The 26723-nt window shown below is 49.3% G+C and carries 27 protein-coding genes and 6 pseudogenes; 24 read left to right on the top strand and 9 right to left on the bottom strand.

The genetic code is table 11. The annotated features are described in order from the left end of the window. Window positions 1–113: 113 nt before the first annotated feature. Window positions 114–1157 (bottom strand): annotated as a pseudogene (locus AC6I3O_RS04350) (DDE-type integrase/transposase/recombinase); the annotation flags it as partial. A 90-nt stretch (window positions 1158–1247) separates the two neighbouring features. Next, window positions 1248–1841: a DUF6431 domain-containing protein gene (locus AC6I3O_RS04345; RefSeq protein WP_304532924.1), complete on the bottom strand. Its 594-nt coding sequence runs from the start codon at window positions 1839–1841 to the stop codon at window positions 1248–1250. Window positions 1842–2112: 271 nt separating this feature from the next. On the opposite strand from AC6I3O_RS04345, the pseudogene AC6I3O_RS04340 reads away from it, so the two are divergent. The 9 genes and pseudogenes from AC6I3O_RS04340 to AC6I3O_RS04300 all read left to right on the top strand — a co-directional run. Beyond that, window positions 2113–3426, top strand: a pseudogene (locus AC6I3O_RS04340) (MobA/MobL family protein); the annotation flags it as partial. Window positions 3427–3746: 320 nt separating this feature from the next. Beyond that, complete coding sequence (locus AC6I3O_RS04335) at window positions 3747–4313, top strand: DUF6431 domain-containing protein (protein ID WP_354022698.1); 567 nt, start codon at window positions 3747–3749, stop codon at window positions 4311–4313. Window positions 4314–4405: 92 nt separating this feature from the next. Further along, window positions 4406–5695: a TnsB C-terminal domain-containing protein gene (locus tag AC6I3O_RS04330; RefSeq protein ID WP_300968220.1), complete on the top strand. Its 1290-nt coding sequence runs from the start codon at window positions 4406–4408 to the stop codon at window positions 5693–5695. After that, entirely contained in the window at window positions 5685–6491 is an 807-nt protein-coding gene (locus tag AC6I3O_RS04325) for an ExeA family protein (RefSeq protein ID WP_290452041.1), read from the top strand. The genes AC6I3O_RS04330 and AC6I3O_RS04325 overlap by 11 nt, the downstream gene beginning before the upstream one ends. A 113-nt stretch (window positions 6492–6604) precedes the next feature. Continuing rightward, window positions 6605–7444 (top strand): annotated as a pseudogene (locus tag AC6I3O_RS04320) (DUF4368 domain-containing protein); the annotation flags it as partial. Further along, a pseudogene (locus AC6I3O_RS04315) lies at window positions 7363–8358 on the top strand (SNF2-related protein); the annotation flags it as partial. The pseudogenes AC6I3O_RS04320 and AC6I3O_RS04315, both read left to right, overlap by 82 nt. Window position 8359: 1 nt before the next feature. Continuing rightward, window positions 8360–9166: a DUF3848 domain-containing protein gene (locus AC6I3O_RS04310; protein ID WP_497849882.1), complete on the top strand. Its 807-nt coding sequence runs from the start codon at window positions 8360–8362 to the stop codon at window positions 9164–9166. Next, entirely contained in the window at window positions 9163–9507 is a 345-nt protein-coding gene (locus AC6I3O_RS04305; RefSeq protein ID WP_004074163.1) for a plasmid mobilization protein, read from the top strand. The genes AC6I3O_RS04310 and AC6I3O_RS04305 overlap by 4 nt, the downstream gene beginning before the upstream one ends. 149 nt (window positions 9508–9656) lie before the next feature. Continuing rightward, complete coding sequence (locus AC6I3O_RS04300; RefSeq protein ID WP_016318082.1) at window positions 9657–9971, top strand: hypothetical protein; 315 nt, start codon at window positions 9657–9659, stop codon at window positions 9969–9971. A gap of 245 nt (window positions 9972–10216) precedes the next feature. On the opposite strand, the gene AC6I3O_RS04295 is transcribed toward AC6I3O_RS04300, so the two are convergent. Continuing rightward, a complete protein-coding gene (locus tag AC6I3O_RS04295) occupies window positions 10217–10585 on the bottom strand; it encodes a hypothetical protein (protein ID WP_497849881.1) in 369 nt (122 codons plus the stop codon). A 102-nt stretch (window positions 10586–10687) separates the two neighbouring features. Here AC6I3O_RS04295 and AC6I3O_RS04290 point away from each other — a divergent pair, with 102 nt between their 5' ends. The 3 genes from AC6I3O_RS04290 (at window position 10688) to AC6I3O_RS04280 (ending at window position 13338) form a co-directional block, all read left to right on the top strand. Continuing rightward, entirely contained in the window at window positions 10688–11092 is a 405-nt protein-coding gene (locus AC6I3O_RS04290; protein WP_497849880.1) for a hypothetical protein, read from the top strand. A gap of 3 nt (window positions 11093–11095) precedes the next feature. After that, complete coding sequence (locus AC6I3O_RS04285) at window positions 11096–11638, top strand: hypothetical protein (RefSeq protein WP_497849879.1); 543 nt, start codon at window positions 11096–11098, stop codon at window positions 11636–11638. A 281-nt stretch (window positions 11639–11919) separates the two neighbouring features. Beyond that, entirely contained in the window at window positions 11920–13338 is a 1419-nt protein-coding gene (locus AC6I3O_RS04280; RefSeq protein ID WP_497849878.1) for a relaxase/mobilization nuclease domain-containing protein, read from the top strand. Between the two features lie 218 nt (window positions 13339–13556). On the opposite strand, the gene AC6I3O_RS04275 is transcribed toward AC6I3O_RS04280, so the two are convergent. Then, window positions 13557–13913, bottom strand: coding sequence for a helix-turn-helix transcriptional regulator (locus tag AC6I3O_RS04275; protein WP_004074170.1), 357 nt, complete (start codon window positions 13911–13913; stop codon window positions 13557–13559). Between the two features lie 174 nt (window positions 13914–14087). On the opposite strand from AC6I3O_RS04275, the gene AC6I3O_RS04270 reads away from it, so the two are divergent. The 12 genes from AC6I3O_RS04270 to AC6I3O_RS04215 all read left to right on the top strand — a co-directional run bounded on the left by AC6I3O_RS04270 (window position 14088) and on the right by AC6I3O_RS04215 (window position 24370). Further along, window positions 14088–14267, top strand: a complete 180-nt coding sequence (locus AC6I3O_RS04270; protein ID WP_497849877.1) for a helix-turn-helix domain-containing protein — start codon at window positions 14088–14090, stop codon at window positions 14265–14267. Beyond that, window positions 14251–14943, top strand: coding sequence for a response regulator transcription factor (locus tag AC6I3O_RS04265; RefSeq protein WP_497849876.1), 693 nt, complete (start codon window positions 14251–14253; stop codon window positions 14941–14943). Before AC6I3O_RS04270 ends, AC6I3O_RS04265 begins: the two co-directional genes overlap by 17 nt. Before the next feature lie 72 nt (window positions 14944–15015). Next, window positions 15016–15924, top strand: coding sequence for an ATP-binding cassette domain-containing protein (locus AC6I3O_RS04260; RefSeq protein ID WP_497849875.1), 909 nt, complete (start codon window positions 15016–15018; stop codon window positions 15922–15924). Next, on the top strand, window positions 15902–16666 hold the full coding sequence (locus AC6I3O_RS04255; RefSeq protein WP_497849874.1) for an ABC transporter permease: 765 nt from the start codon (window positions 15902–15904) through the stop codon (window positions 16664–16666). The genes AC6I3O_RS04260 and AC6I3O_RS04255 overlap by 23 nt, the downstream gene beginning before the upstream one ends. A gap of 7 nt (window positions 16667–16673) precedes the next feature. Then, window positions 16674–17576: a sensor histidine kinase gene (locus tag AC6I3O_RS04250; RefSeq protein ID WP_497849873.1), complete on the top strand. Its 903-nt coding sequence runs from the start codon at window positions 16674–16676 to the stop codon at window positions 17574–17576. Between the two features lie 106 nt (window positions 17577–17682). Continuing rightward, a complete protein-coding gene (locus AC6I3O_RS04245) occupies window positions 17683–17856 on the top strand; it encodes a hypothetical protein (protein ID WP_497849872.1) in 174 nt (57 codons plus the stop codon). A 12-nt stretch (window positions 17857–17868) separates the two neighbouring features. After that, the gene (locus AC6I3O_RS04240; RefSeq protein ID WP_497849871.1) at window positions 17869–18558 is read left to right on the top strand and encodes an ATP-binding cassette domain-containing protein; all 690 of its coding nucleotides are present in this window, start codon (window positions 17869–17871) and stop codon (window positions 18556–18558) included. Further along, complete coding sequence (locus AC6I3O_RS04235; RefSeq protein ID WP_497849870.1) at window positions 18558–19313, top strand: ABC transporter permease; 756 nt, start codon at window positions 18558–18560, stop codon at window positions 19311–19313. Before AC6I3O_RS04240 ends, AC6I3O_RS04235 begins: the two co-directional genes overlap by 1 nt. A 448-nt stretch (window positions 19314–19761) precedes the next feature. After that, entirely contained in the window at window positions 19762–20220 is a 459-nt protein-coding gene (locus AC6I3O_RS04230) for a sigma factor-like helix-turn-helix DNA-binding protein (protein WP_497849869.1), read from the top strand. 369 nt (window positions 20221–20589) lie between these two features. Continuing rightward, window positions 20590–20940 carry a hypothetical protein gene (locus AC6I3O_RS04225; RefSeq protein ID WP_497849868.1) on the top strand — a complete coding sequence of 117 codons (351 nt, stop codon included), beginning with the start codon at window positions 20590–20592 and terminating at the stop codon, window positions 20938–20940. A 138-nt stretch (window positions 20941–21078) separates the two neighbouring features. Continuing rightward, complete coding sequence (locus AC6I3O_RS04220) at window positions 21079–22746, top strand: recombinase family protein (RefSeq protein WP_497849867.1); 1668 nt, start codon at window positions 21079–21081, stop codon at window positions 22744–22746. Further along, window positions 22730–24370, top strand: coding sequence for a recombinase family protein (locus AC6I3O_RS04215; protein WP_300815857.1), 1641 nt, complete (start codon window positions 22730–22732; stop codon window positions 24368–24370). The genes AC6I3O_RS04220 and AC6I3O_RS04215 overlap by 17 nt, the downstream gene beginning before the upstream one ends. Window positions 24371–24512: 142 nt before the next feature. Here AC6I3O_RS04215 and AC6I3O_RS04210 read toward each other — a convergent pair. From AC6I3O_RS04210 to AC6I3O_RS04190, 5 genes and pseudogenes are all read right to left on the bottom strand, one after another. Continuing rightward, window positions 24513–24920, bottom strand: a pseudogene (locus tag AC6I3O_RS04210) (recombinase family protein); the annotation flags it as partial. Window positions 24921–24980: 60 nt separating this feature from the next. Next, window positions 24981–25523, bottom strand: a pseudogene (locus tag AC6I3O_RS04205) (VirD4-like conjugal transfer protein, CD1115 family); the annotation flags it as partial. Between the two features lie 68 nt (window positions 25524–25591). Further along, window positions 25592–26122 (bottom strand): PcfB family protein, encoded by a 531-nt coding sequence (locus AC6I3O_RS04200; protein WP_300815856.1) that lies wholly within the window; start codon window positions 26120–26122, stop codon window positions 25592–25594. After that, on the bottom strand, window positions 26103–26456 hold the full coding sequence (locus AC6I3O_RS04195; protein WP_497849866.1) for a hypothetical protein: 354 nt from the start codon (window positions 26454–26456) through the stop codon (window positions 26103–26105). The genes AC6I3O_RS04200 and AC6I3O_RS04195 overlap by 20 nt, the downstream gene beginning before the upstream one ends. Then, window positions 26413–26574 carry a hypothetical protein gene (locus AC6I3O_RS04190; protein ID WP_497849865.1) on the bottom strand — a complete coding sequence of 54 codons (162 nt, stop codon included), beginning with the start codon at window positions 26572–26574 and terminating at the stop codon, window positions 26413–26415. The genes AC6I3O_RS04195 and AC6I3O_RS04190 overlap by 44 nt, the downstream gene beginning before the upstream one ends. Window positions 26575–26723 lie beyond the last annotated feature (149 nt).

Below are 26723 nucleotides of genomic sequence, written 5' to 3'. Positions count from 1 at the left end.
CGTAAGCGGATACACAGTGCTATTGGTTATATGACACCTCAGCAAAAGGAGGATGAGGAATTAAAAAAAGCAGCATAAGCTTTCAACTTTTTTTGTCCAAAGTATTGACATAGGTCCACCTTCCTGGTGATGCGGTTCAGGAAACATTCCTCCAGCCACTCCCTGGACTTAGGGCTCCGGATGGAGGAGCGTGACTGCTGGTAGCGGTCCATGGGCGTTGTGCCGATGCCGGAATGGACAGATGTATTGTAGGTGCGCATATAGTCTTTAAGCAGCCGGTTGAACTGTGCCAGCGTGGTGATGGAATCCAGATCCAGCGTATAGAGCCAAGTCTCCTTGAGCGTTCTGAACTGGCGTTCTATTTTGGCTTTGGAAGCACCATCACGAATTTTTGTGTGTAAAAGTACGGTGCCGATGGAGCCGCAGATGAGGGAAAGCTGCTCATTCGAGTAACTGCAGCCATTATCGACATAGAGCTTCGCCGGGATTCCATGGGCTGCCACAGCGTCCTTGAACACCTTCTGGAAGTTATAGGCATTATCGTTATAGAAGAGGCCGCCGCCCACCAGAAACCGGGAATGGTCATCAATAATCATGATGCAGTAGACTCTCCTGCGCTGGCCGTGCTCCGTGATATAAGGCAGGTAACAGGTATCTGCCTGCCACATCTTCCCAAAGGCGTCTTCTTCAAACGCCTTCCTGTCCCGCATGCCTGGGTTGCGTGCTGATTTCAGGTCATGTTTCTTCACGAAGCGCTGGACGGCGCAGACGCTGACTGTGGCAGGGATGAAGGCTTCTTCAACGAGGTGCCGGTGGATCTGGGTGGAGTTCAGCCGTGGGAAGGCTTCCTTGAGGCGGTAGATCTCCTCGATGGCCGTGTCCGGGAGCACCCGGGTGGAGCCCTTATCGGAACGCTCCTGCGGCATGAGGGCGTCGATGCCACCGTTCTGGTAGAGGGACACCCATTTGCTGAGGGTCTTTGGGCTGTACTGGAATACCGAGCCGTCAGGCAGGGTGAGCGGTTTTTCGGTGATACGCAGGTAGTAAGCGTTCCTGGACGCATCCGGATAAAGGCCATGGATGACCGGCGCTATGAGAGCGAGGCGGAACTGTGCCATGGCGGCTGCGTCCGAAAGTTTTTTTGGATTGTTGTCCATAAAAATGTCCTCCTTAGGTGGTTTTCCACCATTATGCAGGAGAGAAGGGAGGGAAGCCATACCCGTGGCGTGTGGCCGACGGAAAAAGGGTCAGGGGCCGAACACCTGCTGGCAGTAAAGTGTCGGGTTTTTATGGGACTGGAGGAAAGACTTTGTAAAACGGCGGACAAAGGCGGAGGCGAAATCCGAATAAGCCGGCTGCGTGAGCAGGGACTTCAGGAAGGAAAGGCCGGAAACCTCCATGGAGGAAAGCACGCCGAGCCAAACTTCCTTCTGCACCCGAAAGAGCTGCAGCCACCGGCGCAGCTGGGAAAGGGTGATGCCGAAGCGTTCGCATAGCCTTTCCACAGTGGAAAGGCGCAGGAAATACTCTGCCAGGACACGTAGAAGGAAGAACAGGCCGTAGCCGGAGTAGGGAATGATGAAGTCCGGGAGGATGGCATGGGTATGGCCACAGGTACAGATAAGGCGCATGATGCAGAGGCTGTGGCGGACCTGGGTGCCGCCTATAAAGTCCACCAGGGAGCGGTCATAGTAGGCATGGATGCGGCAGGATCCCTTTACCCCACAGCAGGGACAGGTCTGCAGTTCCGAACGGAATCCGGCCATAAAGGAATCGAACAGGATCTTTGATGAACTTTTTATACGAACCAGCTTGCAAAACAGGGAATTTTCTCTTATCATAATATATGTCGGTGGTGCTGGAGCCTCATGAGCGGGACATGATCCCGTATATGGCAGGCACACTGGTATGTGAGAGAAAGAACGAACTGTGGAAGGTGCTGTTCTTTCTCTTTTTTTTGTTCCATAAAAACTATATCGGAATGACATGGGATGGTCAAGAGGAAAACGTGCCGCCTCCTGTAGCACACTTTTATAGACAGTGTTTAAAAACTGAGATTATAATTTGACGTTTTTGTGCGGGAGATAGGAACTTTAATTTGCTGGGCTACAGCTTACCAACCCCAGAGAAATACCGCCCGACCAGTACGCTGTCCTTGTCCGGGAGTTTTGCCAGAAGCAGTTTGTTTCCAAAGGCATGATTGCTGATTTTGCTATCCATGACCCCCATCCGCCGGGACATAATCCCCACGCCCATGTCCTGCTGACCATGCGGGCAATGGACGAACATGGGAAATGGCTTCCCAAGAGCCGCAAAGTTTATGACCTTGACGAAAACGGGGAACGGATCAAACTTCCGTCTGGCAGGTGGAAAAGCCACAAGGAGGATACGGTGGACTGGAACGACCAGAAGTATTGCGAAATCTGGCGGCATGAATGGGAGGTCATCCAGAACCGCTATCTGGAAGCCAATGACCGCCCGGAGCGTGTGGACTTGCGTTCCTATGCCAGACAGGGGCTTGATATTATCCCTACTGTCCATGAGGGGGCTGCTGTCCGTCAGATGGAAAAGCGTGGTATTCAGACGAATATCGGCAGCCTGAACCGGGAAATCAAAGCCGCCAACAATCTGATGAAGTCTATCCGGCAGCTTATCCAAAACCTCAAAGGCTGGATTACCGAGCTGGGAGAAAAACGGAAAGAGCTGCTTGCACAAAAGGCGGCGGAGGAGGCAACACTTCTTCCCAATCTGCTGATGAAGTATATGGAGATACGAAAGGAAGAACGGAAGGACTGGACAAGGGCTGGACAGAACCGGGGGACTTCACAGGACTTAAAGGCAGTCAGCGAAGCCCTGTCCTATCTCCGGCAAAAGGGGCTTTCCACTGTGGAGGACTTAGAAGCGTTTCTGGAATCTTCCGGGAAATCAGCCGCCGATTACCGCAGTCAGATGAAGCCAAAGGAAGCCCGCAGCAAAGTGATTGATGGGATTCTTGCCAGCCGGACAGACTGCAAGGAATGTAAGCCTGTCTATGAGAAGTACCAGAAGATATTTTTCAAGAAAACAAAGGAGAAATTCAAACAGGAACACCCGGAGGTTGCCCGATATGCGAAAGCCGCCGCCTATCTTGCCAAGCACCCGGACGATAAGGATAAAACGAAAAATGAGCTGCAACAGGAGCAGGAAACGCTTCTTAGCGAAATCGCAGAGCTGAAAGTACCGCTGACCGAGGTACAGGAGGATTTGAAGAAGCTGCGGGACATCCGCTACTGGGTACGGAAAGCCACACCCGGCACAGAGGAAAGCAAAGAGCCGCCCAAGAAGCAGCCTATCAAGGAAGTCTTGCAGGATAAGGCAGACGAGAAAAAAGCACAAAGAACCGCCCCGGCGCAGACGAAACACAGACAACAGGATATGGAACTTTAACAGGCACTTGCCATTTTCAAGCAGAGAATGTCAGGTGCTTTTTTCTTTTTAAGGAGGGATAGATTTGAATTTATTTGAAGCTGTGAAGCAGTCCGTCACAACCAGACTGTAGAGCAACATTTTATGAATGATTGAGATTAAAAGAAAAAAGCAAATTATAAGAATAGATAGAACAAGAGGGAGATGAGAGTGTGCTGTGTTTTACTGCATGCTTTTTTCTCTTTACAAACAGGATTATAATAAAAAAGAAGGAACCCCTTCCTGGCAAGAACCGGTTCCATCTTTCATCAAATACATCCCAAAGGAAGTATCCAAGTATTATGATACGCATTTTCAATCTGTTTTGCAAGCTGAAAAAAATAAAAATATCAGACCAGGAGTGGTTTGACCAGGCGGTTGGAGACCTGATGCTTTCGGACCAGTGCTGCCCATACTGTGGGGCAAAAAGCAGCATGAAACCCCATGACAGCTATTCCCGTTACATGGTCACGTTAAAAGGGGATAAACCGGTAACGGAATCCCTGTGTGTTCCACGGGTAAAGTGCACCTCCTGCGGGCATACCCATGCCCTCCTTCCTGAGATGCTGATCCCCTATTCATCTTACAGCCTGCGCTTTGTCCTGTCCGTTCTGAATGCTTATTTCCTGCATGCCCATACGGTAGAAGATATTTGTGAAGCTTACCAGATCTGCCATTCCACACTTTACGTCTTCCGGGACCTGTTCCTTTCCCATAAACAGATGATCCTGGGGCTCCTGAATGATGCACAGAAAAAAGCGTCTGATTTTATCGGAAAACTGGACGGGGAACGGCTCTTCCGGTTTTGGGAGTCGTTCCGGTATTCATTCCTGCAGGCATACCATGCGTCAGATTTCCATCACCGCTGAAGTTCCAGGCAAAACATTCCGGATGTTTCCCATAATCCCGGCATGTACTTTGGGGGGCGGCGGGGATATACTGTAACCGGAGGCGATATAAAATGGAACAACAAAAGAAAACAGAACGGACAGAGGAACAGATGGAGGCAGCCCGGCTTCGCTTTGGGATGATCGCGCCGGTGATCCAGGAAACTTACCCAGATGAATCCGTCATGGCTTACTGTCGGAGGGTATCCCGGACGCCAATGCGGCTTCCGGATGGGCGGACTGTGAAATATAAGCCCAAAACAATCGGAAAATGGGTCAGCCTTTACCGGAACGGCGGGATTGATGCCCTGACGCCGAAAACGCGGTCCGACCTTGGAAAGACCAGGGTGCTCACAGAAGAGGCAATTGATGAGATCTACCGGATCAAACAGAAATATCCGAGGTTGAACGCAACACAGATCCACGCCAGGCTGGTACAGGAGGGCTTGATCCCGGCAACGGTTTCTGTGGCAAGCGTCCAGAGATTTGTGAAACGCAATGGGCTGAAAAGCGCAGACGCGGCATTGGCCGGGCGTGACCGGAAAGCGTTCGAGGAGGCGTATTTCGGCGGCATGTACCAGGCAGATACGTGTTACCTCCCGTATCTGGAAGAAAACGGGAAAAAGCACAGGACGTACCTGATTATGATCCTGGATGACTACTCCCGGATGATCGTGGGCGGGCGTATCTTTTACCAGGAGAATGCATACAACTTCCAGAAGGTCCTTAAGGACGCAGTTGCGGCTTATGGGATCCCGAACAAACTGTATGTGGATTCCGGTGCGCCCTACAAAAACCGGCAGCTGGATATGGTGTGCGCATCCATTGGGACAGTGCTTCTGCATACCCCTGTCCGGGATGGGGCCAGCAAGGGGAAGGTGGAGCGGAATTTCAGGACACTCAAGGAAAGATGGCTTTACGGGCTCGACATCAGCCAGATCCGCTCGCTGGACGAGTTCAATGACCTCCTGGCAGCATATATCCGGAAGCACAATACGACAGAACATTCCACGACAGGGGAAACGCCGCTGTACCGTTATCTCCACAGCCCACGCCCGGTAAGGAAACCACAGTCCGCAGAATGGCTGGAGGAATGCTTCCTGAACCGTACGACTCGCAGGGTATCCCGGGACGCCACGGTGGAGCTGGACTCCCGGTGCTATGACGCGCCGATGCAGTTCATCGGCCAGAAGGTAGAGGTCCGCTATCTCCCGGAGGACCCGGAAAAAGTATGGGTGTTCTCGGAGGGGAAGAGATATCCGATGCGCCTGACAGATCGGGTAGGGAACGGGAAAACAAAGCGGGAGAACCATGTATCCATAGATTACAGCACAGCGCTTGGAGGTGGGGAAGATGTACACTGATTATTATGGTCTGGGTTTTAATCCGTTTGATAAGCAGATGGTAAAGGAAAAAGATGCTTTTGAATCCGAAGATTTCCGTGAGATGACAGCGCGGCTGGAATACCTGAAAGAGATCCGCGGGATCGGGGTGTTTACGGCAAGCCCGGGGATGGGGAAGACATTTGCACTGCGGTGTTTTTCAAAGAAACTGAACCCGAATCTGTATCAATGTGCTTATCTGTGCCTGTCCACAGTAAGCGTGCAGGAATTCTACCGCCAGCTGTGTGAAGCGCTGGGGCTGGAATCCGGATTTGGGAAGAGCCAGATGTTCAAGTCGATCCAGGAGCGGCTGTATTATCTGTATAAAGAGAAAAGGCAGCCGTTCATCTGTATCCTGGATGAGGCACAGTACCTGAACAGCAGCATCCTGCGAGACCTGAAAATGCTAATGAACCAGAAATATGATTCGGTGAATTGTTTTTCGCTGATCTTATGTGGGGAACCTTATCTGAACCACATCCTGGAAAAACAGGTCAATGAGGCATTGCGGCAGAGGGTTGTGGTGCATTACAACTTCCATGGCCTGACAGACCAGGAAGTGCCGGACTATATCCGGCAGAAGATCCGGAATGCGGGCGGGAGCCCGGAGATCATTGATACTGCAGCGATCAGTTCTGTCCACAGCTACAGCCAGGGGAATGCCCGGCTGATTGACAATGTGATGACAGACGCGATGACTTTGGGAAGCCAGATGGAGAAAAAAGTGATTGATGCCGAGGTAATGTTAGCGGCGATCAATAACCAGGCATTGAGCTGAGAGAATGCAGGGAAAGAGGCATGACCGTGTCGTTGAGATGCGGTTGTGCTTTTTTTCTGGAAAAGTTGGCGATTATAAAGTGCCGTTTAAGTCTACCAGAAAGTGTCGCTCGACAGTATGGCAACGTCATGTGTACCGCACACGCTATTGAAGCAAGGGATTTATTCAACGCCGTGCTTGCAGATATTAACCGTTTTGCGGATATGGCGGTGAATGACGAGCGGGCGGTAAGGGCGATTGAGAAGCGGCTCACGGAAACAGACCAGAGCAAGGCAAAGGCAATGGAGAAAGAGCGGAAGAAGCTGAACAAACGCCTTGCGGAGCTTGACAGGCTGTTTTCTTCTCTTTACGAGGATAAGGTCATGGAGCGTATCACCGAGCGGAATTTTGAGATGATGTCGGGGAAATACCAGAAAGAACAGCTTGAAAGCGAAGCACGGTTGAGGGAAGTGACGGAAACCCTTAATGAAAGCTATGAGAAATCGCAGGGAATCCGTGACTTCCTCTCCCTTATCCGCAACTATCAAGGCTTAAAGGAACTGGACGCAACGGTTGTAAATGCGCTGATAGACAAGATACTTGTTTCGGAGCGTGAGAAGTCAGCGGACGGAACAGTGAAGCAGGAAATCAAGATTTACTATAAATTCATCGGCTTTGTCGGTGAATTACATATCACACCTACAAAGCGGTGGACGGCATTACCAGCTAAACACTGTACGGTGTGTGGCATTGAATACGTCCCCGGCTCTGCCATATCGAAGTATTGCCCTGCCTGTGCCAAGAAGATACAGAGGGAGCGTGGGATTGAGGGAAAACGCAGGAGCAGGGAGAGAAAAAGGCAGGTATGTATTGAACTGTCCGCAAAAAATGACCGACTGATCTGGCCCAGCGAAAAGGGCGGATCGAGCGCCAGGGCAACCAGAACCCGCTGGTCCATGTTTACCGCTATGTGACCGAAGGGACCTTCGACGCATACCTCTGGCAGACGGTGGAGAACAAGCAGAAATTCATTTCGCAGATTATGACTTCAAAATCCCCGGTCCGCAGCTGTGACGATGTGGACGAAACCGCCCTGTCCTTTGCGGAGATCAAGGCCCTGTGTGCCGGGGACCCCCGCATCAAGGAGCGTATGGATTTGGATGTGGAGGTATCCCGCTTAAAGCTGATGAAGGCCGACCACCAGAGCAAGCAGTACCGGCTGGAAGATCAGCTGTTAAAGCACTTCCCGGAGGAGATCGAGAAACACAAAGGCTTTATCCAGGGCCTGGAAACAGATATGGAAACCCTGGCGGCGCACCCACACCCAACAGACGGATTTACCGGCATGGAAGTCCGGGGCGATACGCTCACCGACAAAGAGAACGCCGGAGCCGCCCTTCTGGACGCCTGCAAGGAGGTTAAAGGCTCCGAGCCGGTGCAGGTCGGCAGCTACCGGGGATTTGCTATGTTTGTAACCTTTGACGCTTTTCAGAAGGAATATATGCTCCAACTGAAAGGCCGCATGACCCACCGTACCGCCCTGGGCGCGGACCCGCGCGGCAACCTGACCCGGATTGACAACGCGCTTTCCCAGATGCCCCAGCGGTTGGAAAGCGTAAAAGTCCAGCTGGATAACCTTTACCAGCAGCAGGCCGCCGCGAAGGAGGAAGTGGGCAAAGCCTTCCCCTATGAGGAGGAATTGCGGGTCAAGAACGCCCGTCTGGTGGAGCTGGATATGGAGCTGAACATGGACAGCAAGGGGCAGTCCCGTCCAGAAGCGGCGATTGCCAAACGCGAAAGGCCCTCGGTGCTGGAAGGGCTGAAACGCCCCATCCCGCCCCGCAGCATGGAAAAGAAACCCAGACAACAGGAACAGGAGGCAAGATAATATGAACAGCAACGAAAAGAATACGGCCCTTTATGAGAAGATGGCCGCTGAACAGGATACCTTCCGGGATTGGCTGAAAAGCCAGTCCCCGGAGGAGGTCTTAAACCATGCCTATGAGTACACCGTCCGGGAGGACATTGTGCTGGCGATGGAGGAACTGGAACTCTCCGATAACCAGGCACAGGCGCTTCTGGATTCCCCCTCGCCGCTGGCTGATGTGTACCGCCATTTTGAAAAGCTGGAAACCGGCTATATGGATGTGATACGGGAAAGCATTGAGGAACGGGCGAATGAGATGCACAGGGCCAAAGAAGAACAGAGAGCCGCCCCGGTCTATCCCCACTCTGCCGCCTATGCGTCCGAGCATGGGGAGATGGCACAGTACCGCGCCTCCCTGCAAGTCAGTCTTGCCTGCAAAGAAGCCATTGAGCAGGCCATTAACGCCCACTATGGGGATAACCGTCTGAATACCGAGGCCGCTGTCAAAGAGGTGCTGGAACAGTTCGGGCCGGAGCGTATGCAGTACATCCTTGCCAATACGGTGCTGAAAAAGGAGCATGACGGGCGCATCTCCCGCGATAACAAAGCCTGGGCGAAAACAATCCCCATGCCGGAGGATGGCGGCGATCCCCGCCACAGCTATGCCCTGGTGGTGGATAAGGTCAACCCCGGTCTGACCGACCTGTTTTTGAAGCAGGCGCGGAAAGTCCTTCAAGCCCCGGAGAAAGGCTCCGTCCTGGAAAAACTCAAACAGGAGCCGCCGGAACGCAGACCCGCCGCCCCTAAAAAACGGGAACCGGAACGATGAGCGCGGCAAAGCGGAAACGGGAGGTACAGGTGAATTTCCGGGTTTCCCCGGAGGAGCTGGCCCTGATTGAGCAGAAAATGTCCCAGCTTGGAACCGTCAACCGGGAAGCCTACCTGCGGAAAATGGCGCTGGACGGGTATGTGGTAAAGCTGGATTTGCCGGAACTGAAGGAGCTGGTGTCCCTGATGCGCTATTCCAGCAACAACTTAAACCAGCTGACCCGTAAAGTGCATGAAACCGGGCGGGTTTATGACGCTGACCTGGAGGATATATCCCAGCGGCAGGAACAGCTTTGGGACGGTGTGCAGAAGATACTGGCCCAGCTTTCTAAGCTCTCCTGACCGGAGAGTTTACCCCATCTGCGGAGGGAGGAACGGCGTTCTTCGCCGCGCCTTCCTCCGCTTTTTCTTTTTGACGGTAAACTTGCCGGATGTGCCGGAATCATGGATAATAGCGGCAGAACAGGGTTTTACGAAAGGAGTGGACTGCTATGATGTCATTTGAACAGGTGATAGACATTTTTGGGGACTATCTGGCATTGGATACAGAAATGGAAGTCTGCAAAAGCCGGTATGGGTATATCCGGGTGGAGTTTCATGGGACAGGGGAATTACCCGGCTATTGCAGCGGCATGGTCTGCCGTACCCCAAAGGAGCTTTTTGACCTTCTGCTTTCCGATTATGAAAGCTATCTGGAAATCCAGCGGACAAAGGGACGCAGGAATGTGACGGAGGAAGATAAAAACGAAATTACCGCACTGTGTCAATCCCGTTTGGAGAAGTGGGAAAAAGGAAACGCCAGATAGCTTTGGGTGATTTACTTTTGGCATGAAACAGGATAATCCGATATAAAAATGTTGAATAAAAAGAAACAAGCGGTCTGCGTATGCAGGCCGTTTTGTATAGCCTCTCGGATTCTCACCAAATAGCCGGAGAGTAAATTCTGACAACTGAATATTGTGAAATTTTGGAAAGATATTAGATAAATGTGCAAAAAAGGGCGCACTTTTCCCTTGGAAATTGATGAGATTTTTTTGAAATTGTGGTATGATTAAACTGCGGTTGCCATTCGTGTGAATGTAAAAATGGTGTCAACACGAGTCGGCATTTTCCATGCATCAAGATGTTGCAGCATCATGATTGCATAGAGGCGGCAGTACCACATCTTAGAAGAGCGGTGCCTGCCGTCTTCTAATTTATAATCTATCTTTTCCCGTTTATTTGACCTCTCCACAGATGTCCGTCTGTTGTACTCCAGTCTCCATTCCTTACTGTCTCTTGGCGGTATGTTAAAAATCCTTGGATTGTCCTTCTGCTGAATATGTACGGTTCTTCCATATTTGGAATCGGAGCAGGGGTGTTCACAGAAACAGCCTTTCTTCCGGTTCGCAAGAGGACAGCGGTATTTTTCGCGGTGCATTGCTTTTTCCACACCATCGTGGTGCATACGTAAGCCCATTTTACAGACAGGAACACCATCTTCATCTATTGTAAAGTCATCTTTGTATTTGAAGTGTCCCGTATGACCGGGATTGAGGTCAATGAATGGTGTTATGCGGTTTGTTTTGCAGTATTCATAAAGCGGATAAGCATCATGGGCAGCGTCCAGCAGGAGCTTTTCAATATGAAACTGAGGAAGGTAGGATTTCATGGAGAAAAACGTATGCAGGAAAGAGAGCATATCATGTCTGGAAGCGCGCTCGAGCATGGGGAAAACGGGAAGGTCGTTTTCAGAATCAGCAGCAACAAACATGTAGAGATGGTAACCGAAAAAATATTTGTTTCTGGAGGAATCCCATCCCCAGTTGCAGTCAGGCTGAGAAAACTTCCGTTTGCAGCCACAGTCAGAGCCTTTTGGGCAGCCGCAAATCCTTTTGGAGCGTTCCAGCCTTGCGGTTTCAAGAGGGGTGCCGTCACCGGCAAGTGAAAGGTGGCAAGGATTTATCAGTCCCCTGCGGATGGATTCATCAAGGAACTGGGCTTTATACAGCCGGAAGATAAGGTAGAACGGATGATTGTTTGGAAGGTTGATACGCTGCAAAAGAGGAAGGAGTTTTGCGGCAGCACTGTCCGTGTCGCAGGGAGTCTTATCACCATGTTTTTTACCCTTTTGCGGTTTTGCTTTTTTATGTTTGATCTGACGGATGTAGTTGTCTTTGTCAGACTGCCAAATGCGGTTAAAGAAATCGTAAAAAGTGCCGACACCGGGAGTGTCGTCTGCGGGGAACCCACTGAGGATGGCGTACAAAGGAGTTATTTTAAGCAGTCTGCACCATTCAGTAATGGAATCTACTTTGAGTACGATGGAGAGAAGATAGGAACGGAGCAGGCAGGAAGGGAAACGAGTGGCGGGCTTGCCGCGCAGAGAATAAAACTCCTGCAAGATGGTATCCGTTTCAGAGAGATCAAGATACCAGAATTTCACAATGATATCCCAGGTTTGCTTAGGGAGAGCAAATGGATTGGGGAATAATTCAAGGAACTGGGACACGAAAGTGTCCTGATAGGCGGCATGGCCGCCATAATTAACAGGTAACATAAAAATTGCCTCCAATCAAAAAATGCTTGCTGGCTACGCCGGAGTGAAAAGTGCTTTTTTCATTAAGAGGCGCGAAGCGCCGCATTTTTTGACTGGTTTGTCAAGTGTTTTTTGCAAAAAAGTGGGGGAATTTTTAAAAAACGGGATTTGAAAGCCGCAGAAAATAAGGGCTGGAGAATCCGAGAGGCTATTTGTTATGAAGGGAGGATTCCATCATGGCAACCACACGCATCATGCCGCTGCACACCGGTAAGGGCCGCACCGAAAGTCAGGCTGTCAGTGACATCATCGACTATGTATCTAACCCGCAAAAGACAGATAACGGCAGGCTTGTCACCGGCTTTGCGTGTGACAGCCGGGTAGCCGACGCCGAGTTTCTGTTGGCAAAACGGGAGTACATTTCTACCACCGGACGGGTACGCGGCGAGGACGATGTGCTGGCCTACCATGTCCGGCAGTCCTTTGTCCCCGGCGAGATTACCCCGGAAGAAGCCAACCGGCTGGGCGTGGAGTTTGCAAAGCGGTTCACCAAGGGCAGTCACGCCTTTGTGGTCTGTACCCATATCGACAAGTCCCATATCCATAACCACATCATCTGGAACGCGGTCAATCTGAACTGTGACCGGAAATTCCGAAACTTTTGGGGCAGTACCCGCGCGGTCCGGCGGCTCAACGATACCATCTGTGTTGAGAACGGCTATTCCATTGTAGAGGACCCAAAACCGCATGGAAAAAGCTATAACAAGTGGCTGGGGGATCAGGCAAAGCCCTCCCACCGGGAACAGCTCCGCATGATGATCGACCAGGCGCTGGAACAGAAACCGGCTGACTTTGACGCTCTGTTAAAGCTGCTTGCGGAAATGGGCTGTGAGGTGTCGCGCCGGGGACAGGCAATCCGGCTCAAAGCCCCCGGCTGGAAGAATGTTGCCCGCATGGATGAAAAGCTGGGACAAGGGTACAGCGAAGATGAAATACGGGCGGTCCTTGCCGGAGAAAAGCAGCATACGCCCCGCAGAAAAGACGCGGTTTCAACTCCCACTCCCAAGGTCAATCTTCTGGTGGATATTCAGGCAAAATTGCAGGCCGGAAAAGGCGCTGGCTATGCGCGCTGGGCAAAGGTATTCAATCTGAAACAGATGGCGCAGACGATGAACTACCTCACCGAGCATGGCCTGCTGGAATATGCAGTCTTGGAAGAAAAAGCGGCTGCTGCTACCACCCGCCACAATGAGCTGTCGGCGCAGATCAAGGCGGCGGAAACCCGCATGGCGGAGATTGCCACACTGCGGACCCACATCATCAATTACGCCAAGACCCGCGAGGTCTATGCGGCCTACCGCAAGGCGGGATATTCCAAGAAATTTTTAGCGGAACATGAAGCGGATATTCTGCTCCACAAGGCGGCAAAACAGGCATTTGACGATTTGGGTATCAAGAAGCTGCCCACCGTCAAGAGCTTGCAGGCCGAGTACGCAACATTGTTGGAAGGAAAGAAAAAAGACTATGCCGAGTACCGGCGTTCCCGCGAGGAAATGCGGGAACTGCTGGCCGCAAAAGCCAACGTGGACCGGCTGATGGGAGATGGGGAGGAACGCCAGAATGACCGGGAAAAGGAACAGGGGCAGGATCGCTGACGCGCCTGTTTTTTCGCATTTTCTCACCGCCGCAGGCCGGTAAAAAGCGTTCCGCAGGAACGCGCAGCCACAGAATGAAATTCTGTGTTCAAAGGGGCTTGGGGAATCCCCAACAAGCAGCGCCAGGAGCCGGATGGCTATCCTGGGGCATTGCTTGCCACTTTCTTGGTGATACAAAAACAGCCAGAGAGAGAAACTTTCAAGTTTCACTCACTGGCCTATTCTTTTTCAAGTTTCTTAGAAATTTCCTTTAGTTCCTCCGCAAATCCACGAGTATGGCTCAACAAGGTTTCCCGCATCTCTGGCGGACAGTTTAGATATAGCAGCTTCATCTCATTTTGCCCAGCTTCATCTGGTGTCAGCTCCGGCCTGATAAGAGAGTCGAGAGAAAAGTGCAGAACTTTCGCTAATGTTTTCATAATCAGGTAGGATGGATTTCTTCTGCCTTTCTCAATATCGGCAATCTCTTTGATGGAAATATGCGATTCATCTGCCAGTTGCTGCTGCGTGAAATTTTTTTCTTTTCGTGCGGCTCGAAGCATATTCCCCAATATGGTTAAATCATCAATCGGCATTATCGTTCACCTCAATAATATTGTATCGTTCCGGCATGATTTAAGGAATAACCTTATATTACCGGTAAATAGGTATTATTATGCCGATTTTCTTTTTAGCAACATAGTTGCAGGCTTGTATTCTTCGAGCAATAGAAATATAATAGAATAGAATAGATTGCAGGAGGTGCAGAGATGGACTATATGACCTTAAAAGAAGCAAGTGATAAATGGGAAGTTTCCGTTCGGCAGATAAACTATTATTGCGCCGGTGGTCGTATTCCCGGTGCTGTGAAAATGGCCGGTGTCTGGCTGATTCCAAAAGATGCAGAAAAACCGCATGACAGGAGAACAAAAGATGGAAAACAGTTTTAGTATTTTAATTATCGAAGATGACGTACTGCTAAATGATATGACTAAGCGGCTTTTAACCCAACATGGATATTGTGTAACTTCTGCCTATTCTGGAAGTGAGGCGCTTTTATTGATCGAAAAAAGCAGCTTTGACTTGATTTTACTTGATCTGATGCTTCCCGGCATACCGGGCGAGATCGTATTGGACAAGATAAATGCTATGATGGACATTCCGATTATCGGTGTTTCCGCTAAAACAGATATAGACAGCAAAGTGAACCTCATACGAAACGGCGCAGATGATTACATCACAAAGCCATTTGACAATCAAGAGCTGCTGGTGCGGATTGAAGCGGTATTGCGACGCTTTCAAAAATCCACCGGCTCCAATAATGGCAAAATGCTTCATTTTAAGGATTTGTCCCTTGATACAGAAGCTATGGAAGCTAAGATCGGTAATACCACTATTGCTTTGACAAGGTACGAATACCTGATTTTACAGCTTTTGATGTCCGCACCCTCAAAGGTATTTACGAAAAACAATATTTTTGAAAGTGTATGGAATGAAAACTTTATTGGGGATGACAATGCGATCAATGTCCATATTGGAAATCTTCGCAAGAAATTTGCCAATGTCAATCCAGAGGAAAAGTATATTCAGACGGTTTGGGGCCTCGGATTCAAAATGCAAGGTTAATCCTTAGAGAAATCTTATAAAGTTTGAATGACAATCTGCTACAATAAGACTATATAGAAAGGGGATGATTGTTTGGAGGCTGCTTTGGAAACAGCCGGGTTGACTTATGTTTTCCCGGACGGAAACGGGATTAAAAATATCACATTTCAGGTAAAGCGCGGAGAAATCTATGCGCTATATGGCGGCCATCATGCTGGAAAATCTGTACTGTTGCAGGCCATTATAGGAGCAATTAGACCTCAATCCGGCACATTCAAATTATTTGGCAATATAGACGATCAGCAGGAGCGCCGCCGGATTGGGTTTGTACCCCAAAAGCCTGTAACAATCAGCTCTCTATCACCAGCTAATATGCTTCGTTATTTTTCTTCCGCTTTCGGAACCACAGAAAGCCATATTCAGGATATATTGCATTTGAACCTGAAAGAGAAAACGGCGGTGCGGCGGTTGCCATTATCGACCCAACGATTAGTGAATTTGGCGGTTGCTCTTTTGGGAAATCCAGACTTTATAATTTGGGACGACCCTTTTTCCGGTATGGATAAAGGAGAATGTGAACATCTGATCTCTGTTCTGGCCTATCTGCATGAAATGAACCATACTACACTTCTGATCTCTGGACAAGATTATTCACAGCTTTCCCGGCTCGCATCAAAATATGGTGTGATGGCAGACGGAAAGCTGATTTGTGAGCTTACGGCTGGGGAATTAAACGAATGCTGCCAGCGGTGCATAAAGATAAGAACGCCCCAATTAGAACGAGCTATCACCATTTTAAGCCAGCAGTTTCCCGATTTTGAAGTGTTGAGCCATGATACGATAAGAGTTTTTAATTATAATGAACAATCCGGGGAAATCAATGCCCTGCTGGTTTGTTCCGGGATAGAGGTATCAGAAATCTGGCTGGCCGGTATGGAGCCGACCGACTATCTTTTGAAAATGACAGGAGGTGCAAAGAATGATCCAGACTATGCAAAGTGAATTGTTTCGTATCCGCAAAAGTCGCCTGTTTTTTGGATGCCTTGTGCTGGCTGCGTTTTTTGTCTTTGCGCTTGCCTTGACGTTTTATCATAACTCGGTAAATGGTATGCTTTCTGCCATATCGCTGGTTCCGTTTACGGAGTTTCTGTTTTCTGATTATAGTCTGGTCTTTCCACTTACGCTGTTTTTTTGTCTGTACTTTACAGAAGATTTTCATACCGGCTCATACAGCATGGTACTTTCTAAAGGGGCAAACAGGGCGCAGGTATTCTTCGGTAAGCTATTGGCAGCATGGATCAGTGTTTTCTTTTTTCTGCTTGTATGCTTTGGAGTTGCATATTTGTCCATTCTGATGATGGGAACAGCCCGGCACGACATAGAATATTCACTACCTGCAATGGGAACCTTTGTCCTGATCCAATGCCTTTGTTTTTTTGGTTATACCGCTGTTCTCAATCTGATAAGTTACTTGCTGAGGCATCGAATTATCGTTACCATTGTCGCTTTCTTTGTGCTGGGAGTTTTGTATCTATATCTCACAAAGATAAGTGCAGCATTGGACATGGATTATTCGCTCTACAAATATTGGATTGTAGGGCTATCCCACAGTTTGCGGATAAATACCATTGCGGAAGATTTCATGCCTATCTTGATTACATTAGCCGTATATCTTTTTTTGCCAACAGTCGTGTCTTTTTCCCTGTTTCAAAAGTTGGATTTACGCAGTCTGGAAAGGCGGTGATAGCGGCGTGCTTGCGTTATGTGTGTTATTGGCAACACTCTCTTTGTTCCTGCTGCTCAAACTGATTTATCAACGAAAACTGATCCGTGAACTCAAAAAGCAAATTGATTTTCTGATTGATCGAGATACACAAACAGAAATCATGGTAGAACAAACGGATGGCCCGATACAGGCTTTGGCTGCAAGTATCAATCATCTTCTGAAAAAGTATCGCAGCATGGGGCAAGAAATCGAAAGGAGCGATACTCTCTTTCGGGATACCATTACAAGTTTATCTCACGACTTGCGAACCCCGCTGGCGACAGCAAACGGCTATATTCAGCTCTTACAGGAACAGGATTTAACCGGGGAGCAAAAAGAATATGTATCGATAGCGGGAGAGCGAATTTCCGCTGTGAAGCTGCTTCTCGACCAACTCTTTGAATTTGCAAGGATTGAAGCCGATGAACTAAAACTAAATTGCAGAAACACGGATATTCACAGCGTACTTCGGGATGTTGTCGCCTCTTACTACGGCGATTTTGAACAAAAAAAATGTATTCCCCGTATCGCTATCCCAAGTACACCGGCTATCATTTGGGGCGATCCAGATGCATTGACCCGGATATTTTCAAATGTGGTTTATAATGCGCTTGTTCACGGAGAAGGAAATTATCAGATCACCGCAGTAATAGAGAAAGCTCAAACGGTCATAACCGTTAAAAATGCGTCGAGCAGTATTCAGCAGGAAGATATTCCCCATCTGTTTGACCGTTTTTACACCACCGACCAGTCAAGGACAAAAAAGACAACAGGACTGGGACTGGCAATCGCCCAAAGACTTGTGACCCGTATGGATGGAAAAATCTCGGCCTCTCTGCAAAATGGTATCTTTACAATGCAAATCGTATTTCCTATTATTGATCCATAAAGGGCTGCTTCGGCAGCTCTTTTTTTATCCTTAGACTTTCCTTAGACTTTTCATAAACAATTCCTAAACCTCTTTGGTACAGTATGAGCCATAGGAGGTATAAACAATGGTTAAAGTAGCTTTAGTGGTTTCTATCATCGCTTTGGCGGTGTGTCTGCTCATTGCCCTGAATGGCATATTGAGCGATGGTCTAAAGGGGTTAAAACAGAGATCAAAACCTATCGGGATTTCATTTTTGATTTATGCTGTGGCCTTTTTGCTTTTCATCTTTTTTCAATAACGGAGGTATTTTATGCTGCAAATCAAAAATGTAAATCTGAATGTTGGAAATGTCGCCTTGCTGTCCAACATCAATCTGACTTTAGAGCAAGGAAAAATCTATGGCATTTTGGGGCCGAACGGGGCCGGTAAAACAACGCTGTTCAAGTCCATGCTGGGCCTGACCGCTTTTTCAGGAGAAATCCTTTCAGATGGACAGCCCGTTTCCAGCAGATGCTTTGGAAGTTTGATTGAATACCCAGCTTTTTACCCACGGCTCACCGTAGAGGAAAATTTGAAGCTCCACGCACAGTATTTAGGTTTGAAACAGCCCAATATTGAAGCGGCGCTCAAGCAAGTCAATCTGCTGGACGCCCGGAAAAAGCTGTTCTCTCAACTTTCTTTGGGGATGCGCCAACGGCTGGGAATTGCCCGCGCCTTTTTAGGCAATGTTCAATATTTGCTGCTGGACGAACCTACCAATGGTCTTGACCCGATGGGAATAAAGGAAATCCGGCTGCTTCTGAAAGAACGCTTAAAATCTCCCCAACACTGTATTTTGGTATCAAGCCATAATCTGACGGAGATAGCTGCCGTTACGGATGTTCTTATTTTCATTCGCGGCGGAAAAATCATTAAGATTATAGAAAACGACTTTAACGAAAAAGAACTGGAAGCGCTGTATGAGGATATTATGACTTCCGGCCAGAGGGAGGAAGCATAATGGGAATGTTGATTAAAAATGAGTTTTCCAAGTTGAAGCGGGAATGGTTTATGGTGTTTCTCCTGTTATTGTCGCTTCTTCCCATCATCACCGGCGGCGCAGGAGCAGTTTTCAACAACAGCACAAAATCACTTGCTGACCTGTTCTTCTTTATGAATAACCAGTTTTCCATGTTCTTCCCAATGGTGATCTTCATTTTGATTGGTTCGCTGTTTTATCAGGAATACAAGAACAAAACTTACATCAACTGGATTACCTACGGCTTTTCAAAAAAGAAGCTATTCCTATCAAAAGTCGTAGTCAGCATCGTTATCGGCATTGGATTTGCGGCGGTTCTGTTTATCTCATTCGGCCTGCTTGTAGCGATACTCAATGGAGCAGGCAAAATGACAGGAGATATTTCCCTGTTTGTAAATCTGGCAATCGGGTTTGGAATGGAAGCCTGTGTTATTGTTTTGATAACTACTTGTCTGGGAGCAATCGTTATCAATCTAAGCCGCAATATTATTGTGACAAGCGTAGTAGGGGTTATATATGGTTTTGCATCCTGCCTGTTCATCGGTTCAGAAAGAGGCTTTGTCATTCCGGGCAGCTTCGCATACCGTGTGTCCATGTTTTTCTCGGATAAATCTACTTACTATGAAGCCCCTGTACCGGCTACCATCGGCGGATGTATCAGCATTGTACTTTGCCTTATCGTGATGTTTCTGGTTGGATTGATTGTCTTTTCCCACAAGAAAAAAATTGAAAACTAACTGCTGCCGGGCGACGGCAAAAAGAAAAAAGCCGTCGTGCAGCAGCCCTTTTGACACACCCATACAACCAGCGGCGGCTTTGAATAATCAAGGCCGCCGCTTCTTTTTGTCCAAAGGTTCACGACGAGCCAACACCTTGCAAATTGGCACGACGGCAACAGGAGGATGCCGCCATGTGCTACAAAGCCTTTCGACATAAAACAACAAGAGCCATCTTGTCAAAAAAAGCCTGAGTTTTGCCCGGATACATTATGCACCTCCACCGGCACTATCATGGTGGGAATATCGGTATTATCGTGTATTTTTCTGCGCCAATTTCCTTTTATGGGAAACTGGCGCTTTTGTTTTCTCTTTTTTAGAAAGGCATCCTAAACCTTACCGTTGCCGTTCGCCGCCCTCAAGAGTTTGAAAACCTACTCACTTTTCAAACTTTTGGGAGGTAACGGCTATGAGTAAAAATCAGGAAGAAAGGGCGAATTATTATCTTTACATAGATGGACAGGCTGTGCCGGTAAGCGAACAGGTTTACCGTGTGTATCAGCACTACGAGCGAAAAGAAGAATACTTTTCCTACGATTTGAAAACGGAGAAGTTCCAGAAAGACACAGCGACTTTCCTCCCCAGCAGAGAGGATTCCTATGAGCGTCTATTGGAAAAGGACCAGCAGTTTGCTGCACCCGGAAAAAGCGTAGAACAGCTTGCAGCGGAACATCTGGAAGCAGAGCAAGTACGCTTCTGTCTTTCCAAATTAAGCAAGGATGAGCAAGAGTTGATTTTACAGCTTTTCTATCAGGAAAAGACGGAACAGGAAGTCGGGAATATGCTGCACATTTCGCAGCAGTCGGTCAATAAAAGAAAACAGGCACTACTGTTGAAGCTGAGAAAAATTTTTGAAGAATTTTTCTAAAATCGGTTGTTAAACTGCCTTCCCAACGGGGAAGTAAGTGAGGGGGTCTATCTTCCTCATGCAGCTTGACAACTAAATAGACGGCATTTCCGGTACATAACCCATGTACGAGCGAATCAGGCGCGCCGCGAAGATGGACAGCCCCAGGAGGTGATGAACAGGACTGTTCCGAGCGATCAACGCCAGCCTGAACCCCGAAAGCGGCATTTCGGGCGCGGTGACTGCATGGGGGCTTAAAGATACTTCCTCACGGCCTCCTAAAGACTTGGGGGGAACCCTGCGGCGCACGAGTAAAACGACGCTGCGGAGTTATGACAGCCGCGCCAGCGGAGACCGGGATGTCCCCATCGTCAGGGGTGCGTGGCAAATATGGCGAGCAATAAATCAAACTATCATACAGCAGCCGTACCGATTGTCAGGTTTGCATATACCCTCAACTTTATCGGTGCGGCTGCTTATCTTTTATATGAATTGAGAGAAACTGTTTCCTCATATCTTATGAAGAAACAGTTTTTTGACTGGAGGTGCGTCAATATGGATCAGCAGATTACCCCTACGACCTCCTACAAAGAGGTGAAAATCGGGAAAACCATTTACCGTGTGACCAGCTTTTTTTCGGGCGAAAAGGAGCTGGGAAAGACTTTGGAGCAGCTGGCTGTCCGGCGCGCCATGTCGGAGGGTTCCACACCTGCCGGCTGCTCCGCACACACGGCTACATAGTCACACCATCCTCCCGGCCTTGCCGCATCCTTGCGCGGCGATGGATTCTCCGTTACGATGTTCATACAGGGAGATTCCCTGTGGAGCCATCACGCCGCACGAGGTATGGAATCTGGATGATCGGGAGGGAAAATAAAGATGACCACAAAAACATACAACGTCGGCATTTACTGCCGTTTGAGTAACGACGATGAACGCGACGGCGAATCCGTCAGTATCGAGAACCAGAAGCTGCTGCTTCAGAACTATGTGCGGCAGCGGGGCTGGAATGAAATTGATACCTATATCGACGATGGATATTCAGGTACGAATTTTGACCGTCCCGGGGTCAAGCGGCTGATTGAGGACGCCAAGGCCAAGCGGATCAATGTGATTCTGGTCAAGGACCTGTCCCGTTTTGGCCGTAACTACATTGAATTTGGACAGTACACAGACTACCTGTTTCCGTCCCTGGGCTGTCGGTTTATCGCTCTGAACAACGGCATTGACACGGAAAGCACCAATGGCAGCACCGATGTCATGTGCTTTTTGAACTTATTTAACGAATTTTATAGCCGCGACACCAGCAAGAAGGTCAAGGCGGTCAAAAAAGCCTGTGCGGAAAGCGGCAAATTTATGGGAACCTACCCTGCCTATGGCTACAAGCGGGACCCGGCAGATAAGCACCATCTGGTGATTGACGAGGACATCGCCCCGGTTGTGCGCCGCATTTTTGAGATGCGGGCAGCCGGAACAGGGTTTCACGCCATTGCCGTTATGCTGAACGAGGAAGGCATCCCGTCCCCCGGTGTGCTGTACTACCAGCGCAAGGGACAGAGCGATCCGCGCCGGGTCAATCACAAATGGGCAGACCAAACGGTGAAAAACATCGTTCGCAGCGAGGTTTATATTGGCAATATGGTTCAGGGAAAGACCGGAACCCTGTCGTATAAGTCACGCAAACTCGTGGGTAAGCCGGAGGAAGAATGGATTCGTGTAGAAGGGACCCACGAACCGATTATCTCACGGGAGCTGTGGGATACCGTAGCCAGCATTGACAAAAAGAAGGTGCGGAAATCTTCTGCCGCTGACGGTTATAAGAGTATCTTCACCGGCCTTGTGTACTGTGCGGACTGCGGCTTCAAAATGCGGAATCATGTGGAGCGGTTCACCTATAAAGACGGAACGCCGGGGCGGTACAGCTCCTTTATTTGCGGCAACTATTCCCGCAGTGGCAAGGGGGCCTGCACCATTCACACCATCTATGAGAATGTGCTGACCCAGCTGGTGTTGGAGGACATTCGGGAAAAGGCCCGTTTTGCGGAATATGACCCGGAACAGCTGGTTCAGCAGATTATCCGCCTAAAGGATAAGGAAGCCAAAAGCCGCCTTTCCTCCTGTGAACAGGAGCTGAAAACATATACAGCGCGGCTTTCCGAGCTGGAACGGCTGATGCAGAATCTCTATGAGGACAAATGTGCCGGGACTATTCCGCAGACCGTTTTTCAGACCTTAATGCACAAATATGAAGCGGAACGGGCGGAAAAGTCCGAAGCAATCCCGGAACTGGAGCGCAAGGTCAAAAGCTATCTGGAAAACCGCACGGATGCGAACCGCTGGCTGAACATTATCCGCCAATACACAGAGATTACGGAGCTGGATGAGTCCATCCTCTTTGAACTGGTGGACCGCATTGAGGTTGGAGAAACCAAAAAAGTGGGTGGACAGCGGGTTTGTGACCTCCGTGTTTACTACCGTTATGTGGGCAATGTGGACGCGGCGCTGGCGCAGGAAGAAAGGAGGCAGCCACTTGAAGAAGCAATATAAGGTCGGCATTTACTGCCGCCTGAGCGTGGACGATGCCTCCAATTCCGCAAAGGCAAAGAATTATATCCCCGGCGATGAATCCGCCAGTATTGAAAACCAGTACGAAATCCTCTCCAAATTTGTCATGCTCAACGGCTGGATCGAGGTCAAGACCTATCGGGACGATGGGTACAGCGGCGGAAATTTTCAGCGGCCCGGATTTTTGGAAATGCTGGAGGATGCCCGCCACGGCCTGATTAACCTGATTCTGGTCAAAGACCTGTCCCGCCTGGGGCGTGACTTTGTGGAGGTAGGCCGCTATACGGATGTGATTTTCCCGTCCCTGGGCTGCCGGTTTGTGTCTGTGCTGGACTGTCTGGACAGCGAAGGTGACAACACCGATATGCTGCACTTCCGCAGTTTGATGAACGACTACCATCTGAAAGACCTGTCGGGGAAAATCAAATCGGTGCTGTACGCCAAAAAGAAAAGCGGCCAATACCTGACCGCCTATGCTCCTTACGGATACCGCAAGAGCGACGAGGACAAACACCGGCTGGTGGTGGATGAAGAAGCTGCCACGGTAGTACGGGAAATCTACCGGATGCGCTGCTCCGGCATGGCCTACGGCAAGATTGCGGCGGCGCTGAACGAGAAAAGCATCCTTTCTCCCCGCTGGCATTGGGAACTGCACTACGGGAAAAAAGGAAGCTGCAAATACTCCAAACTGTGGACCTATGCCACAGTGAAAAACATCCTGAATGACACCGTTTATCTCGGCATAGTCACACAGAACCGCACCGGCTCCCGTTCCTACAAGGATAAGACCATGATACAGAAGCCGGAAACGGAATGGATTTGCCACGAGGATGCCCACGAAGCAATCGTTGACCGGAAACTGTGGGAGACGGTTCAGGAAAAGAACCGGGCAGTCAAACAGCAGGCAGCAAACCGTGCCGCCCCTCTGCCTGCCCTGTTCACCGGCAAGCTGGTCTGTGCCGATTGCGGGCATCCTCTGGTAGCCACCCGTGAGACCCAGCGCAGAAAAAACGGGACATCCAAGCGATATGTTTCCTATATCTGCTCCCACTTTGTCACCACCGGACGCAGCGCCTGTTCCTGGCACCGGATTTATGAAATCTCGCTGAAAACGCTGGTGCTGAATGAAATCCGGGCGCACAGCCGGGCGGTGGCACAGGATGAAAATGCCGTGCTGGACAAGCTGAGACAGCAGATACTTTCCGAAAGCGCAGCCAGACAGGAGGATTCCAGACTGGAAATCAGCCGGTTGCGGCGGCGTATCGGAGAACTGGAACACATGACCGCTAAACTTTATGAAGATAAGGTCAGCGGCATAATCAATAACGATACCTTTGCCGTCCTGATTCAGAAAAGCGAACAGGAACGTCTCCAAAAGGCAGAGCGTTTGGAGGTTCTTCTGGCAGAGGAGCAAAAAGACCGGCAGGAGGTTGAAAATATCCGGCAATGGGCAGGCATCATCCGCCGCTATCTGGATGTGCAGGAGCTTGACCGGGAAATCGTTGAGGAACTGATTGACCACATCGAGATCGGAGAACGCTCTGTCATAGACGGCCAGCGTCAACAGGACATTAAAATCTTTTACCGCTTTGTTGGTGTGGTATAATGGAAAAAAAAGACCCGGCTGCATCCGCAGTCCGGGCATACACCTGACAACATTCTATGAAAACGGTTTGCGATTGAACCGCATCGCTTTGTCGAAAAAGAGTGATTCAGCAGAACACCTTTCCCAAACAGCTTATGTTCTTCATGATATTTAAAAAGGGTGTGAAATCGCTGTCCTGCTGGTTTTCACTGTCTATGCCATTATTGATTGCGATAAAACGCACTCCTTTTTCTTTGAACATGACCTCTGTGTAAAATCCCACTTTCAGGTAATCCCGACCGAAGCGGCTCATATCCTTGACTATGACTACCCCGACCTTCCCGGCTTCAACCTTTTCAATCATGGCTTTGAACCCCTCACGCTCAAATGTGGTGCCGCTCACCCCGTCATCGGTAAAATGCCGGATATGGGAATATCCGTTTTTGGTAGCATAATTTTCAAGTAGCTGTTTCTGGTTCGTAATGCTGTTGCTTTCCCCTTGGAGTTCGTCATCCCGGCTTAAACGCTCGTATAACGCGGTGATTTTTCCTGCTTTTTCCTGTGTCCTCATAGTCTGTACCTCGCTTTCTTAAGGCTGGAATATTCTCTGTCCTTGGGAGAGTAACACGTTCGGATCAGTGACACAGTAGCTGACGTTTGGTGTCATCTGCATGAGCTGCGGTTTGACATAGAACCGTGTCTTGCCGCTCCCACTCCCACCGATAATAATGACATTTTTATTCCTGGCATACTTTGGCTGCTTCGGCCTACTGTTCATGGTAAGGCGTTCCGTCTGCGTCAGGAGGATATTATTCTCAAATACCGGGTCTATGTATGGGGCAATGTCTTTCGGCGTTCCCCATCTTGCAGATCCGTACTCCACTCCCTGCCGGTACTTCTTCGCATTTTTGCCTTTCAGATATACCATGAGCTTCACTGCCACCGCCCCGGCTGCTCCGGCCAGCAGGTCAATCCCGTGGATACTCGGAAATGGATTTTCAAATGCCAGTTGGAAATTTAAGAACAGCGCCATCGCCTTATCCATCAAGGAATCCCCTATGCAATGGCGGTACAGCCATGCTAATTTATCCACCAGATAAAACACAATTCCATAGGGGATATTCAGCATTACCAGACGTTTCGTATCTACAGGCGGCATTTTCTCCCGGATCATGCTTTTTAATTTCCCGGACAATGGCACGGACTTTTTCTCTGCTGCAGGTCTTTTTTTCCGTTTCCCACTCAATGCTCTGGCCCCCGTTCCTTCTGTTTTGTCTTTTCCAGTTCCCTGTGCTTCGACGTCCGCTCCTTTGCCTGCTCCAGTTTCTTCCGGATTGACGGCTTTTTGCTTTTTGCCAGTGACTTCCCGGTGTATTCCTTAAATGCTGCCGTCATAACATCCACGTCTTTCGCCTTGAAGAATACATAATAGCGGGGCGGGGAGATGGACATATCTTTTTTCAGGCTGAAATCAATACTGTATTTCCGGGCGCATTTCTCAAAAGATTTGATATTGCCGTTCGTCACTTCAATGTTAGAAAGCTGGCAGCCCTGTTTCATCAGCTTCTCCATGCTCTGCTTCCCGTGACAGACAGCGCCGCCCTCCTGTGACTTCTGTATTACTTTTTTCTCTGCCTGTTTCTGCTTTCCGTTCCGCTTCTCCTGCTCCATCTTTGCCAATGCTTTCAGCATGGCGGCTTTCAGAATCCGTGCGGAAATCTTGCCGCCATTGACGCACAGTGATACGGTTTTCTCATTTACCTCGTCCTGCAAGGCGTTCTCCCTCCTTTCCTGCGGATTGTTTTTTCTCCCTCATCTCCCGCAAAATCTTCTTCATACAGTATCCGATGCACGGGGAATGTCTGCCATATGGACATCCTTGACAGTTGCCGGTACGATTCTCATCTGACTTCTGATGAAATACTTCTCCTGTCACAGTTTCTGATGTTGCAATATCCTCTGGAAGAAGGTAATAACATTCCTTCTGGCTGCATCCTTTCCGTTTCCCTTTCCAGAAATAGCAGTGCTTACAGTCACCCGGCTTTTCCGCCGCATATTCCCTGTTATCCTTCGCCCGGTTCCGGCTGTCTGCCCTTCCTGCCTGCATCCCATTCCCCTCTCCGTTTCATTTCCTCCATACGCCTGTCCTCCTGCGCCCCTGCCCGGATACATGAGTACAGCGTGGCCGCCGCAAATATTCCTGCAACGGCAAGAATCCCTTTCATTTTGCTTCACCCCTTTCCATATGGGGAACTGCCATGCACAGGTTCCTATCAATATATTTCCATGCAAAATCTAAAATCAGCAGTTCCCCATATATACAGGCATGAAAAAACGCTTACAGATTCTTTCCGTAAGCGCCTGCCATGCCTTG

This window comes from Sporofaciens sp. St.21A7 (genome assembly GCF_059728535.1).
This window is presented reverse-complemented; position numbering and strand designations above follow the sequence as displayed.

What these genes read in the sequence shown, in the direction of transcription:
- AC6I3O_RS04345 (WP_304532924.1), bottom strand. Translation starts at nt 1,841, where the DNA reads ATGATAAGAGAAAATTCCCTGTTTTGCAAGCTGGTTCGTATAAAAAGT.
- AC6I3O_RS04335 (WP_354022698.1), top strand. Translation starts at nt 3,747, where the DNA reads ATGATACGCATTTTCAATCTGTTTTGCAAGCTGAAAAAAATAAAAATA.
- AC6I3O_RS04330 (WP_300968220.1), top strand. Translation starts at nt 4,406, where the DNA reads ATGGAACAACAAAAGAAAACAGAACGGACAGAGGAACAGATGGAGGCA.
- AC6I3O_RS04325 (WP_290452041.1), top strand. Translation starts at nt 5,685, where the DNA reads ATGTACACTGATTATTATGGTCTGGGTTTTAATCCGTTTGATAAGCAG.
- AC6I3O_RS04310 (WP_497849882.1), top strand. Translation starts at nt 8,360, where the DNA reads ATGAACAGCAACGAAAAGAATACGGCCCTTTATGAGAAGATGGCCGCT.
- AC6I3O_RS04305 (WP_004074163.1), top strand. Translation starts at nt 9,163, where the DNA reads ATGAGCGCGGCAAAGCGGAAACGGGAGGTACAGGTGAATTTCCGGGTT.
- AC6I3O_RS04300 (WP_016318082.1), top strand. Translation starts at nt 9,657, where the DNA reads ATGATGTCATTTGAACAGGTGATAGACATTTTTGGGGACTATCTGGCA.
- AC6I3O_RS04295 (WP_497849881.1), bottom strand. Translation starts at nt 10,585, where the DNA reads ATGCACCGCGAAAAATACCGCTGTCCTCTTGCGAACCGGAAGAAAGGC.
- AC6I3O_RS04290 (WP_497849880.1), top strand. Translation starts at nt 10,688, where the DNA reads ATGACCGGGATTGAGGTCAATGAATGGTGTTATGCGGTTTGTTTTGCA.
- AC6I3O_RS04280 (WP_497849878.1), top strand. Translation starts at nt 11,920, where the DNA reads ATGGCAACCACACGCATCATGCCGCTGCACACCGGTAAGGGCCGCACC.
- AC6I3O_RS04275 (WP_004074170.1), bottom strand. Translation starts at nt 13,913, where the DNA reads ATGCCGATTGATGATTTAACCATATTGGGGAATATGCTTCGAGCCGCA.
- AC6I3O_RS04270 (WP_497849877.1), top strand. Translation starts at nt 14,088, where the DNA reads ATGGACTATATGACCTTAAAAGAAGCAAGTGATAAATGGGAAGTTTCC.
- AC6I3O_RS04265 (WP_497849876.1), top strand. Translation starts at nt 14,251, where the DNA reads ATGGAAAACAGTTTTAGTATTTTAATTATCGAAGATGACGTACTGCTA.
- AC6I3O_RS04255 (WP_497849874.1), top strand. Translation starts at nt 15,902, where the DNA reads ATGATCCAGACTATGCAAAGTGAATTGTTTCGTATCCGCAAAAGTCGC.
- AC6I3O_RS04245 (WP_497849872.1), top strand. Translation starts at nt 17,683, where the DNA reads ATGGTTAAAGTAGCTTTAGTGGTTTCTATCATCGCTTTGGCGGTGTGT.
- AC6I3O_RS04240 (WP_497849871.1), top strand. Translation starts at nt 17,869, where the DNA reads ATGCTGCAAATCAAAAATGTAAATCTGAATGTTGGAAATGTCGCCTTG.
- AC6I3O_RS04235 (WP_497849870.1), top strand. Translation starts at nt 18,558, where the DNA reads ATGGGAATGTTGATTAAAAATGAGTTTTCCAAGTTGAAGCGGGAATGG.
- AC6I3O_RS04230 (WP_497849869.1), top strand. Translation starts at nt 19,762, where the DNA reads ATGAGTAAAAATCAGGAAGAAAGGGCGAATTATTATCTTTACATAGAT.
- AC6I3O_RS04225 (WP_497849868.1), top strand. Translation starts at nt 20,590, where the DNA reads ATGGCGAGCAATAAATCAAACTATCATACAGCAGCCGTACCGATTGTC.
- AC6I3O_RS04220 (WP_497849867.1), top strand. Translation starts at nt 21,079, where the DNA reads ATGACCACAAAAACATACAACGTCGGCATTTACTGCCGTTTGAGTAAC.
- AC6I3O_RS04195 (WP_497849866.1), bottom strand. Translation starts at nt 26,456, where the DNA reads ATGCAGGCAGGAAGGGCAGACAGCCGGAACCGGGCGAAGGATAACAGG.
- AC6I3O_RS04190 (WP_497849865.1), bottom strand. Translation starts at nt 26,574, where the DNA reads ATGAAAGGGATTCTTGCCGTTGCAGGAATATTTGCGGCGGCCACGCTG.